Annotated in this window: 11 protein-coding genes and 1 tRNA gene; 10 read left to right on the plus strand and 2 right to left on the minus strand. The window is 26.1% G+C overall.

Annotated elements, in window-relative coordinates; all coding sequences use genetic code 11:
- Window positions 1–259: 259 nt before the first annotated feature.
- The 7 genes from ppsA to sufE all read left to right on the plus strand — a co-directional run bounded on the left by ppsA (window position 260) and on the right by sufE (window position 8,858).
- On the plus strand, window positions 260–2,641 hold the full coding sequence (gene ppsA, locus CRV12_RS00775) for a phosphoenolpyruvate synthase (RefSeq protein ID WP_136130746.1): 2,382 nt from the start codon (window positions 260–262) through the stop codon (window positions 2,639–2,641).
- A 613-nt stretch (window positions 2,642–3,254) separates the two neighbouring features.
- The gene (gene sufA / locus CRV12_RS00780; RefSeq protein ID WP_136130747.1) at window positions 3,255–3,632 is read left to right on the plus strand and encodes a Fe-S cluster assembly scaffold SufA; all 378 of its coding nucleotides are present in this window, start codon (window positions 3,255–3,257) and stop codon (window positions 3,630–3,632) included.
- Between the two features lie 8 nt (window positions 3,633–3,640).
- Window positions 3,641–5,131, plus strand: coding sequence for a Fe-S cluster assembly protein SufB (gene sufB, locus CRV12_RS00785; protein ID WP_136130748.1), 1,491 nt, complete (start codon window positions 3,641–3,643; stop codon window positions 5,129–5,131).
- A 48-nt stretch (window positions 5,132–5,179) separates the two neighbouring features.
- Window positions 5,180–5,923: a Fe-S cluster assembly ATPase SufC gene (gene sufC / locus CRV12_RS00790; RefSeq protein ID WP_136130749.1), complete on the plus strand. Its 744-nt coding sequence runs from the start codon at window positions 5,180–5,182 to the stop codon at window positions 5,921–5,923.
- Entirely contained in the window at window positions 5,901–7,178 is a 1,278-nt protein-coding gene (gene sufD / locus CRV12_RS00795; protein ID WP_136130750.1) for a Fe-S cluster assembly protein SufD, read from the plus strand. Before sufC ends, sufD begins: the two co-directional genes overlap by 23 nt.
- Before the next feature lies 1 nt (window position 7,179).
- Complete coding sequence (gene sufS, locus CRV12_RS00800; RefSeq protein ID WP_241973759.1) at window positions 7,180–8,400, plus strand: cysteine desulfurase SufS; 1,221 nt, start codon at window positions 7,180–7,182, stop codon at window positions 8,398–8,400.
- 35 nt (window positions 8,401–8,435) lie between these two features.
- Complete coding sequence (sufE, locus tag CRV12_RS00805; protein ID WP_136130752.1) at window positions 8,436–8,858, plus strand: cysteine desulfuration protein SufE; 423 nt, start codon at window positions 8,436–8,438, stop codon at window positions 8,856–8,858.
- A gap of 16 nt (window positions 8,859–8,874) precedes the next feature.
- Here the strand turns inward: sufE and CRV12_RS00810 are convergent.
- Window positions 8,875–8,947: transfer RNA gene (locus CRV12_RS00810), tRNA-Val, on the minus strand.
- A gap of 105 nt (window positions 8,948–9,052) precedes the next feature.
- Between CRV12_RS00810 and CRV12_RS00815 the strand changes: the two genes are divergently transcribed.
- A complete protein-coding gene (locus CRV12_RS00815; RefSeq protein WP_136130753.1) occupies window positions 9,053–9,673 on the plus strand; it encodes a riboflavin synthase subunit alpha in 621 nt (206 codons plus the stop codon).
- Between the two features lie 349 nt (window positions 9,674–10,022).
- A complete protein-coding gene (gene grxD / locus CRV12_RS00820) occupies window positions 10,023–10,358 on the plus strand; it encodes a Grx4 family monothiol glutaredoxin (RefSeq protein ID WP_136130754.1) in 336 nt (111 codons plus the stop codon).
- A 49-nt stretch (window positions 10,359–10,407) separates the two neighbouring features.
- On the opposite strand, the gene rnt is transcribed toward grxD, so the two are convergent.
- Window positions 10,408–11,070, minus strand: a complete 663-nt coding sequence (rnt, locus tag CRV12_RS00825) for a ribonuclease T (protein ID WP_136130755.1) — start codon at window positions 11,068–11,070, stop codon at window positions 10,408–10,410.
- Between the two features lie 753 nt (window positions 11,071–11,823).
- Here rnt and pdxH point away from each other — a divergent pair.
- Window positions 11,824–12,480: a pyridoxamine 5'-phosphate oxidase gene (pdxH, locus tag CRV12_RS00830; protein ID WP_136130756.1), complete on the plus strand. Its 657-nt coding sequence runs from the start codon at window positions 11,824–11,826 to the stop codon at window positions 12,478–12,480.
- Window positions 12,481–12,492: the final 12 nt, after the last annotated feature.

The raw sequence follows: 12,492 nt of genomic DNA on the forward strand, positions 1-12,492 counted from the left end.
CTAAATATAATATATAAAAATTATGTATAATCTAGACATTTTATATTTTTAATTTAAATATTATTTAAAGATAGATAATATTTATTAAATAATAATATAGTTAATCATATTTTAATCACAATTGTAAATTTTAATTATAAAAGTTAATTGATTTATTAAAACTATTATCTAAGAACTTAATTTCATTAATATAAATGATTATATAAAATAAGGAAAACAATTGAAGCATTTTAATTTTTTTGATAAAAGGACAAGTTAAATGTATAGCAAAACAGGTCAACCACTAATACTTTGGTACCATCAAATAAGTATTGATGATATTAAATTAGTTGGAGGTAAAAATGCTTCTATAGGTGAAATGATCAACAAACTATCGACTTTTGGTATTAATGTTCCTAATGGATATGTAACTACATCTTATGCATTTAATCAATTTCTTAATCAAGATGGAATGAATCATGATATTTATAATCTTTTAGACAAAACTAATTTAAATGAAATTAATAACTTACATAAAGTCAGCAAACAAATTAAACAGTGGATTTTAAGTAAACCATTACCAACACAACTAGAAATAGAAATTTGCAAGGCTTATAAGATTATATTCAATGATGATATCACTGCATCTTTTGCTATAAGATCTTCAGCAACTGCTGAAGATCTTCCAGAATCATCTTTTGCTGGTTTGCAATCAACATATTTAAATATGAGAACAATTGATTCAGTTTTACTTGCTATTAAAAAAGTATATGCATCATTATTTAGTGTAAGAGCAATTTCGTATCGTATTCATAGAGGATATCATCATCATGATATATCTTTATCAGTAGGTATACAACGTATGATTCGTTCTGATAAAGCATGTTCTGGTGTAATGTTTACTATTGATACTGAATCAGGGTTTGATAAAGTAGTTTTTATTACAGCTTCATTAGGTTTAGGAGAAATGATTGTACAAGGTGCTGTAAATCCAGATGAATTTTATGTTTATAAACCTGCATTGCTATCTAATAGAACATCAATAATTCGTCGTATTATTGGATCTAAAAAAGTCAAAATGATTTATTCCGATTATGATAAAAATAATACTCAAGTGAGTATTGAATCAGTGCTACAATCGGAAAGAGACCAATTTTGTTTAAATGATCAAGATATTCAAACATTAGCAAGACAAGCTATTTTAATTGAAAATTATTACAAACGCCCCATGGACATTGAATGGGGAAAAGATGGAATAACTGGTAAATTATTTATCTTACAAGCACGTCCAGAAACTGTTTTTACAAAAACTAATGTAATAAAACATTATACTTTAGAAAAAAAAGGAGAAATATTAGTTAAAGGTCGTGCTATAGGAAATAGGATTGGATCGGGTCAAGTTAAAATTATTTTTGATTATAATAAAATAAATCTTATTGATGAAGGAGATGTTTTAGTAACTGATTTAACAGGTCCAGATTGGGAACCAATTATGAAAAAAGTTTCTGCAATAGTTACTAATCGTGGGGGTCGTACCTGCCATGCTGCAATTATTGCACGCGAATTAGGCATTCCAGCAGTAGTTGGATGTGGAAATGCAACTGATATCCTTAAAAATTTTCCTGAGGTAACAGTATCTTGTGCTGAAGGTGATACTGGATATGTATATAAAAATTTACTGAAATTTACTATAAATAGTTTAAAAGTTAATAATATGCCTAAATTACCATTGAATATTATGATGAATATTGGTAATCCAGATCAAGCATTTAATTTTGCATCATTACCCAATGAAGGAGTTGGTCTTGCTCGTTTAGAATTTATCATAAGTAGTATGATAGGTATACATCCAAAAGCAGCATTAGAGTTTAACAAACAAATACCAGAAGTAAAAGATAAAATTTTAAAAATTATTAAAGGATTTAAAAATCCTGTAGAGTTTTATATTTCACGTTTAACTGAAGGTATTGCAACATTAGCTGCTGCTTTTTTCCCTAAAAAGGTAATTATACGTTTTTCTGATTTTAAAACTAATGAATATGCCAATTTGATTGGAGGAACATATTATGAAACTAAAGAAGAAAATCCTATGATAGGTTTTCGCGGAGCAATAAGATATATAGATAAGTATTTTCAAGATTGTTTTAATCTTGAATGTGAAGCTATTAAAAGAGCACGTAATCAAATAGGATTAACTAATATAGAAATAATGGTTCCTTTTGTAAGGACTGTCAAAGAAGCAGAAAATATCATTAAAGAATTAAGTAATCAAGGATTAAATCGTGGTGATAATGGTCTGAAAATACTTATGATGTGTGAAATACCATCTAATGCTTTATTAGCAGAAAAATTTTTACAATATTTTGACGGATTTTCAATTGGTTCTAATGATATGACCCAATTAACTTTAGGTATAGATCGTGATTCTAATATGGTTGCTTCTTCATTTAATGAGTTTGATGAATCCTTGAAAATTTTAATGTCTATAGCAATTCAGGCAGCTAAGAAACAACATAAGTATGTTGGTATTTGCGGTCAAGGAATTTCTGATAATCCTAATCTTGCAGTTTGGTTAATAAAACAAGGAGTAGATAGTTTATCTTTAAATCCAGATAATATCGTAGAATCTTGGTTAAAAATCGCAGAATTAAATAATTTATAGTAATTGATAAAGCTTGATCAATCTGTTATTGTCATTTATAATCAATTAATTATTATTAATAAGATTCTATATATGGATTTATGGTTTTTCATTGTAATATCCACATTGTATGAAAATTTCTGTTAGCTCTTCATAAATATCAATAAAAATTCAAAACTTCACATAAATATTTTGATAAATTAAATTCACATAAAAACTTAAAAATTGAAATAAATGTTAAAATTAATACCAATTCGGTTACGGTATAATTTAATTTGTCTAAAATAAAATCATAAATAGTTAAGTATTTTAAATTACAAATATGAATTATTTTAGATAATTTTTATCGAAAATTTATAAATAATATATTAATAATTTTATTAATATCTAATTCATTATCATGATATACTCATACTAATGTAAATATTCGAAATAAAACATTAAATTTATTTTACTATAAACAGCAAAAGTTATTAATAAACGAATTATAAATTATTTAATAAATTATAATTTAAATTTATTAAATAATTTAATTAAAAAATATATGGACACAATAAATTATTAAAATATAACTGCATATATAAAATATTCCATTTTAACAAATATGAAATTAAAATATGGAGAATATGTAAATATGGATACAGCAACAGGTACTGATCATATTGCAAATAGTGATTTCATATGGAAGGGATTTACATTAACTGAATCTGCAGAAAAACAAATACTTTTTTTAATTAATAAAAATCCTAAAATAAAGGGATTATGGTTAGGTATAAAAAAATCTGGTTGTGCAGGTTTTAGATATGTTATGAATTTAATACAAAATCCATCAAATAAAGATCTGAAGTTTTCATTTCAGTATGTTACTTTATTTGTATCTCTTCAAGCAATGCCTTTTATTGATGGTACTGAAATAGATTACATTAGTGAAGGATTAAATCATAATTTTAAATTTAATAACCCTAAAGCTCAGCACTCTTGTGGGTGTGGTGAAAGTTTCAGCATAGAGTAACTACAAAAATGTCACAAAATATGAGATCATCTGAAAATATTGTATTTCAAGAAGATAGTATAAATTATAAAGAAGGTTTTTTCACCAAATTAAAAACCGAAACAATTGCTCAAGGTATTAATGAAGATATTATACGTGAAATTTCAAATAGAAGGAATGAACCAACCTGGATGTTAGATTTTCGTCTTAAAGCCTTCAATATTTGGTTGAAGATGGAAGAACCACATTGGTTAAAGGGAAACTACGATAAAATTAACTATCAAGATTATATTTATTACTCTACACCTTCATGTAATAGTTGTAATAGTGCCTATTCAACAGAAATTAATAATAATTCTTTAAAAACAAAAAATCATTTTAATTATTTGACCAAAGAAGTAGAAAATACTTTTAATAAATTAGGCATTCCATTACATGAAGGTAGTGAAGTTGCAATTGATGCTATTTTTGATTCTGTTTCGGTTGTAACAACATATAAGAATGCATTATCTAAATATGGGATTATTTTTTGTTCTTTTAATGATGCAATTCAACAATATCCAGATTTAGTAAAGAAATATCTTGGAAGTGTAGTACCAATAAATGATAATTTTTATGCATCTTTAAATTCTGCCGTAGCATCAGACGGTACATTTGTTTATGTTCCGAAAGGTGTGCATTGTCCTATGGAATTATCTACTTATTTTCGTATTAATGCAGAAAAAACTGGACAATTTGAAAGAACCATATTAATAGCAGAAGAGGATAGTTATGTAAGTTATATAGAAGGATGTTCAGCTCCTATAAATAGTACTCATCAATTACATGCAGCTGTAGTAGAAGTAATCATTCATAAAAATGCTGAAGTAAAATATTCTACTGTACAAAATTGGTTTCCTGGTCATCAGGGAAAAGGTGGCATTCTAAATTTTGTTACTAAAAGGGCACTATGCAAAGGAAACAACAGTAAAATGTCTTGGACACAATCCGAAACTGGTTCTGCTATTACTTGGAAATATCCAAGTTGCATTTTGAAGGGAGATAATTCAGTAGGTAAATTTTATTCAGTCGCATTAACTACTGGATATCAACAGGCTGATAGTGGTACCAAAATGATTCATATTGGAAGGAATACTAAATCTACTATTATATCAAAAGGAATATCTGCTGGTAATAGCAAAAATACATATCGAGGATTAGTTAAAATATTACCTAATGCAAAAAATGCACGAAATTTTACACAATGTGATTCTATGTTAATTGGTTGTGATTGTAGTTCACATACGTTTCCATATATAGAAAATTGTACAAGTACAGCACAATTAGAACATGAAGCCACAACCTCACGTATCGGTGAGGATCAAATGTTCTATTTTTTACAACGTGGTATAAGTACAGAAGATGCTATTTTAATGATAGTTAACGGTTTTTGTAAAGATGTATTTTCTAAATTACCATTAGAATTTGCTGTAGAAGCTCAAAAATTGCTATCTATTAGTCTTGAACATAGTGTTGGTTAATATTTTGCATTAATTTCCATTGAATGATGGAAAGGAATAAATAATATTATGTTAAACATAAAAGAATTAGATGTCAGTATTGATAATAAAATTATTTTAAATAAATTAAATCTAACAATACAACCAGGAGAAATTCATGCCATTATGGGTCCTAATGGTTCAGGAAAAAGTACTCTATCCTCTACTATAACTGGACGTGGGGAATACAAAATTATTCATGGAGAAATAAATTTTAAAAACAAAGATTTATTAAAATTAGCACCAGAAGAAAGAGCTGGCGAAGGAATTTTTATGGCTTTTCAATATCCAGTTGAAATTCCTGGAGTTAGCAATCGATTTTTTTTACAAACTGCAGTTAATGAAATTCGTAAATACAGACATCAAAAAGAATTAGATCGTTTTGAATTTCAAAATCTTATTAAAGAAAAAATCAATATTCTAAATATGCCAATAGGTTTGCTCGAACGTAATGTAAATGTAGGCTTTTCTGGAGGGGAGAAAAAGCGGAATGATATTTTGCAAATGTCTTTATTAGAACCAGAATTATGTATTTTAGATGAAACTGATTCTGGTTTAGATATTGATGCACTAAAAATTATATCAAATGGCGTAAATAATTTAAGAAATAAAACACGCTCTTTTATTATTATTACACATTATCAACGTATTCTTGATTATATCAAGCCAGATATAGTACATGTTTTATACAAAGGTAGTATAGTAAAATCTGGTGATTTTTCATTGGTTAGACAGTTAGAGGAACATGGTTATGGCTGGCTTACCGAAAAGTAATGGTGTCACCTTGCAACAGTGGTATCAATTATTTAAGTTAAATGGCATTTGTCGTTCAAGTCAATCTAAAAAACATTGGGATCAGTTAGTTAAAACTGGTTTCCCAGATAGCAAAAACGAAAATTGGAAATATACTCCATTAAATGTACTTTTATCACAACAATTTATTTCACCAAAAAGAAAAGAATTAACTATAAATACAATCAATCAATTATCAATAATTAAAAATGCTTTTAGGTTAGTTTTTATTAATGGATACTTTGCATCATCATTAAGTTTTTATGACAATAAACTATTTGAAGTTAAAAACATAACTGCATCTGAAAATATAAATTTACCTGAACCAATTCAACCTGAAATATTTTTACATTTAACTGAAAGTCTAAAAGAAGAAATTACTGTCATTCGTTTATCAAGTAATACTGAAATTTTAATACCTATTTACTTACTACATATAACTGATGGTTATAAATCTGGTCTTAATACAGTTAATTATCGTCACCATTTTATTTTAGAAAATAATACTAAAGCTGAAGTTATAGAGCACTTTGTCACTTTAAATTCAACTGCACATTTTACTGGTTCACGTTTAACTTTTAAAATAGATAACAATGTAAATTTAAAACATACTAAATTGGGATTTGAAAATAATAAAAGTTATCATTTTTCACATAATGATATGATTATTGGTTTTAATTCAAATATAATCAGTAATACTTTTATAATAGGTACAAATATGGGTCGACATAATACTAGTGTAAAACTCAATGGTGAAAAGTCTCAAGTAGTAATTAATAGTTTATCCTTACCAAAAGGCCAAGAATTAATAGATATACGTACTTATTTAGAGCATAATAACAGTCATTGTATAAGTCGTCAAATACATAAAAATATCGTATTAGAAAACAGTCGTGCAGTTTTTAATGGCCATATTAAAGTTTCTTCAAATGCAATTAAAACTGATGGCCATATGATCAATAAGAATTTATTATTATCTGATAAAGCTGAAGTGAATACTAAACCGCAACTACAAATTTATGCAGATGATGTAAAATGTAGCCATGGAGTAACTATTGGATGCATTGATGATGAACAAATTTTTTATTTAAGATCTAGAGGTATTAAAGAAAACGATGCAAAAGCAATATTAATAAATGCATTTTCTATGGAATTAATTGAAATTTTAGAAAACGATTTAATAATTAAAGAAATTTTAAATCATATAGATAAACGTATATTTAAAGGAGATATGTGACATTTTGAATCTAGAATTTATTAGAAATGATTTTCCTATTTTAAAACGTAAAATCAACGGTTATCCTTTGGTATATTTTGATAACGCCGCTAGTTCTCAGCGTCCATTATCTGTAATTAATGCCGAAAATATTTTTTATAAAAATGATTATGGAGCTGTTCATAGAGGTATTCATACACTAAGTTCAAAAGCAACTAGTCATATGGAAAGTGTCCGTAGTCAAGTTGCAAGTTTTATAAATGCTGCTTCTCAAGAAGAAATTATCTTTGTTAAAGGAACGACAGAAGGAATAAATTTAATAGCTAATAGTTGGGGTCTCAATAACCTTAGTATCAATGATAACATAATTATCACTGAAATGGAACATCATGCCAATATAGTACCATGGCAAATAATCGCTAAACGTATAGGAATAGAGATTCGTGTCTTACGTTTAGGTGAAAATGGTAACTTATCTTTAAATATGCTTGGAAATCTAATTGATAAAAAAACAAAATTATTAGCAATCACTCATGTTTCTAATGTTCTTGGTATTGTAAATCCAATAAAAGAAATCATTGCATATGTTAAATCATCAGGTATGATAACAGTTGTAGATGGTGCTCAAGCTGTAATGCATCATCCAATTGACGTTCAGGATATAGGATGTGATTTTTATGTTTTTTCTGGTCATAAAATATATGGACCAACTGGCATTGGTATCTTATATGGTCGTAAAAATATATTAACTACAATGCCTCCATGGGAAGGTGGAGGTTCAATGATTAATGATGTAATATTGCCTACTGGCACTACCTGGAATACTCTTCCATGGCGTTTTGAAGCAGGTACTCCTAATATCACTGGAATCGTTGGATTAGGTGCTGCTTTACATTATATAAAGAATTTAGGATTAGATAATATTAATAAGTACGAATCTACTTTAGTGGATTATGCACATAAGCAATTATCTTTAATACCAGATATTAAGTTGTACAGTCCTACAAATAGTACTGGTATTATTTCATTTAATTTAGGTAAACATCATGCTTTTGATGTTGGTAGTTTTTTAGATCAATATGGTATAGCTATTCGTACAGGTCATCATTGTGCAATTCCATTAATGCGTTATTACAATGTAACAGCAATGTGTAGAGCTTCATTTGCATTTTATAATAATAAAAAAGAAATAGATCGTTTAGTATCTAGTTTGAAACATATTAATCGTTTATTAAATAATTAAGTATAATAATATAAACTTAATTGGAGTTGTTAAAAGTGACTTTACCTAACAAAAATAAATTAATTTTTAACTTTAATCAGTGTTCTAGTTGGGAAGAAAAATATCTTTATATTATTGAACTTGGAGAAAAAATTCCAATTATATCTAGTGACTTACGTCATTCTAAAAATATGATTGCTGGCTGTCAAAGCCAAGTTTGGATTAAGATAACTCCGAATCCAGATAGTACTGTTGTTTTTGAAGGAGATAGTAACTCTGTTATAGTTAAAGGATTGATTGCTATAATATTTATTCTGTATCAAAATTTGTCTATGTCAGATATTATAATTTTAGATATAAAGTATTGGTTTAATCAATTATCATTAACACAACATATAACACCAACGCGTTCACAAGGAATAGAAGCCGTAATTAAATCTATTCATCGTAGTATAAAAATCTTATCTAAAAATACCTAAGTATTCATTTTTATGATGCGTTCTAATGGATTTGAACCATTGACCTCCACCATGTCAAGGTGGTACTCTACCATCTGAGCTAAGAACGCAATATTATTTTTTTTATAATTATAATTGATATAAAAATTTGAATATAATCAAATATTAAATTTTTTATAATAGTATTAATCATTTTGTAATAAGGTAAAAATAACATGTTTACTGGTATAGTGCAAGGCATAGCAGAAATAGTATATGTAGAAAAAAAAAATATACCTTATAAATATACTATAAAACTTCCTAAAGAATTAATACTTGACTTAAATTTAGGATCGTCTGTAATGATTAATGGCTGTTGTCTAACCGTCAATAATATTGATAATTTTTGTGTTAGTTTTTATTTAATTAAAGAAACATTGGAAGTTAGCAATTTAAATTATTTATGTATGGGAGACATGGTAAATATTGAGCGGGCGGTAAAAATAAATCACGAAATAGGAGGTCATTTAATGTCTGGCCATGTCATTACTACTGCCGAAATTTGTGAAATAATTAAATCAAATAGTAATTATACTTTATATTTTAAAGTTAAAGATAGTAATACAATGAAATATATTTTTCGTAAAGGATTTATAGGAATAGATGGTATTAGTTTAACAGTAGGAAATATTTCTGAAAAGATTTTTTGTGTTTTTCTTGTTCCAGAGACATTAAAACGGACCACTATTGGTAATAAGAAATTAGGTTATTATGCTAATATTGAAATAGATTCATATACTCAAGGAATAGTAGATACTGTTGAAAATTTAATGCTTTCATACAAAAATCTTTGTTGAATCAATAAAGATTTTTTAAACATTGTTTCTACTTTTTTATAAATTAATTTTAGATCTGCCTATTTAAATAATAAAATATAACTAATATTTATAATAAAAACTTATTACAAATTCATAAATTAAATTGATTATTATTAATTAATTTTAAACTAGTTTCATATATATTATTTATTAAAAAATATTCAAATAGATATTAATCTATTAAAAACAATGATATAACTAAAATTTAATTATTTATGCATTATTAATTTAATAAAAAATTAATTTATAAAAATTTTTATAGTTCAATATATTCATATGGGCATATAAGATATTAAGTACTATCTTATTATAAATAAGGAATGTAATTATGATTAACACTGTAGAAAAAATTAAAAAACAAATTTCAGAAAATCCAATTTTACTATATATGAAAGGTTCACCTAATCAACCAAGTTGTGGTTTTTCTGCTCAGGCAGTAAAGTTTTTATCAGCTTGTGGAGAACGTTTTGCTTACGTAGATATTCTAAAAAATCCTGATATTCGTTTGGAATTACCTAAATATTCAAATTGGCCTACTTTTCCTCAGTTATGGATTAATGGTGAATTAATAGGTGGTTGTGATATTATCATTGAAATGTTTAAATGTAATGAGCTACAACCTATGCTTAAACAAGCAATCAAAAAAGACAAAACTAATACTTAAAATATTAATATAAGCAAATACGACAATTGTTGGCTTTCAATTATTTGTTTTAATTAGATATATTTTCTACATTATCAACTGACGTTGGTGGCCAACCACCCAGTCTTTTCCAACGATTTACTAATTCACAAAATAATACTGCAGTTTGTTCTGTGTCATATAGTGCAGAATGTGCTTGAATATTATCAAAATTTATTCCAGCAGTCTTACATGCTTTTGCTAGTACTGTTTGACCTAGTATTAATCCACTTAACGTAGCAGTATCGAATGTAGCAAAAGGATGAAACGGGCTATGTTTTAAATTACTGCGTTCAACAGCTGCCATCATGAATTTAAAATCAAAAGTTGCGTTATGTGCTACCATAATAGCACAGTTACAACCAGTGTTTTTTATTCCCTTACGCACCATATCAAAAATTGAATTAAGTGCCTCATATTCACTTACAGCACTACGCAATGGATTTGTCGGATCAATACCTGTAAATGCAAGTGAATCAGGATTTAATAATGCACCCTTAAATGGTTTAATATGAAAATGTTTTGTTTCATTTAAATGCATCCATCCATCTGTATCCATTTGTAAAGTAGTTGCAGCTATTTCTAATAGGGCATCAGTTTGTTCATTAAAACCAGCAGTTTCTACATCAATTACAACAGGGTAAAAACCACGAAATCGTTGATTAATATCATTTAAATAATTTAGTTCAGACATAATATCTCATTATGGAAATACAAAATATAAAGCAAAAATAAATTTAATTGATCATTATTTTATTGAATTTCAAGATAATTAATTTTTCTATCTCATTAAATATATATCGTTGTTTGTAATTTTTATAAAAACATTAAATATTTTTTATAAAGAATAATATAAAATTATTTATTTTTTATTTAGTTATGAAATTAAATTTTATTTTTTATATGTTTTATTTATAATAAATAATATTTTTTATTAATCTTTATTATTTATTGCAAGTTTTTTAAAATTAAAATAATACATTTATGTAATTACTTATTACAGCTGATAAATATACAATATTTATTTTTAATAACTAATTTTATAAAAACACTAGGATCTATATATTCTATTATTTATATTTCAAAATATCAAGATTTTGATTTATTTAAACATATTTATAATTATTATATAATTTAATAAATATAATTTTATCAATTAACTAAATTAAATAGTGAAAATAATATTGGATGTATTTAAATGTTTTTGATTGAGGTAATTAAAGTATATTGGATTATTTATTAAAAATTCAATTTTTATAAAGTGACAAATAATTTATTATTTTCAGTATAAAAACTAAATATCTATTTTTTAAAAAATAGAAAATTTTTTATTGATTACGAAAATAAATCTTTTATTATTAGCAAATGTTTCATTTTTTATGAAAAAAATAATTGCCTTCTTTATTAACAATATCTTAGTAAAATTAATCAAGTATGAGTAATAATTATGAATGATTTTAAACAATCGACTGAAATTGCCAATATACGTAGAGAATATATAAAAGGAAAATTACATCGTAAGGATTTACCAAATAATCCTTTAATTTTATTTGAAAATTGGTTGATACAAGCTTGTGATGCTTGTTTACCAGATCCAACATCAATGACAATAGCAACAGTAGACAAAAATGGTCAACCTTATCAACGTAGTGTATTGTTAAAACATTATGACATAGAAGGTTTAGTCTTTTATACTAATCTTAGTAGTAGGAAAGTGATGCACTTAAATAATAACCCAAATATTTCATTACATTTTCTATGGGCTTTACTTGATCGTCAGTTGATGGTATTAGGTAAGGTAGAACAATTATCATTTATAGAAACAATAAAATATTTTCGTGCACGTCCTCGTTATAGTCAAATAAGTACGTGGGCATCTAAACAATCTTCATTAATTTCATCTCGTAAAGTGCTTGAAAAAAATTTTTTACAGATAAAAAATAAATTTAAGAATTGTGAAGTTCCGTTACCTAGTTTTTGGGGCGGTTTTAGAGTAAAAATTAATACAATGGAATTTTGGCAAGGTGGTAAACATAGATTACATGACAGATTTTTATACCAATTAGAAGATAATATATGGAAAATAAATCGGCTTGCACCGTAAATAATATTTTTA

The sequence above is a fragment of the Candidatus Pantoea edessiphila genome, assembly GCF_002933315.1.
Taxonomy (GTDB): domain Bacteria; phylum Pseudomonadota; class Gammaproteobacteria; order Enterobacterales; family Enterobacteriaceae; genus Pantoea_C.

Coding starts and splice junctions, on each gene's coding strand:
- ppsA (WP_136130746.1), top strand. CDS start 260: ATGTATAGCAAAACAGGTCAACCACTAATACTTTGGTACCATCAAATA.
- sufA (WP_136130747.1), top strand. CDS start 3,255: ATGGATACAGCAACAGGTACTGATCATATTGCAAATAGTGATTTCATA.
- sufB (WP_136130748.1), top strand. CDS start 3,641: ATGTCACAAAATATGAGATCATCTGAAAATATTGTATTTCAAGAAGAT.
- sufC (WP_136130749.1), top strand. CDS start 5,180: ATGTTAAACATAAAAGAATTAGATGTCAGTATTGATAATAAAATTATT.
- sufD (WP_136130750.1), top strand. CDS start 5,901: ATGGCTGGCTTACCGAAAAGTAATGGTGTCACCTTGCAACAGTGGTAT.
- CRV12_RS00815 (WP_136130753.1), top strand. CDS start 9,053: ATGTTTACTGGTATAGTGCAAGGCATAGCAGAAATAGTATATGTAGAA.
- grxD (WP_136130754.1), top strand. CDS start 10,023: ATGATTAACACTGTAGAAAAAATTAAAAAACAAATTTCAGAAAATCCA.
- rnt (WP_136130755.1), bottom strand. CDS start 11,070: ATGTCTGAACTAAATTATTTAAATGATATTAATCAACGATTTCGTGGT.
- pdxH (WP_136130756.1), top strand. CDS start 11,824: ATGAATGATTTTAAACAATCGACTGAAATTGCCAATATACGTAGAGAA.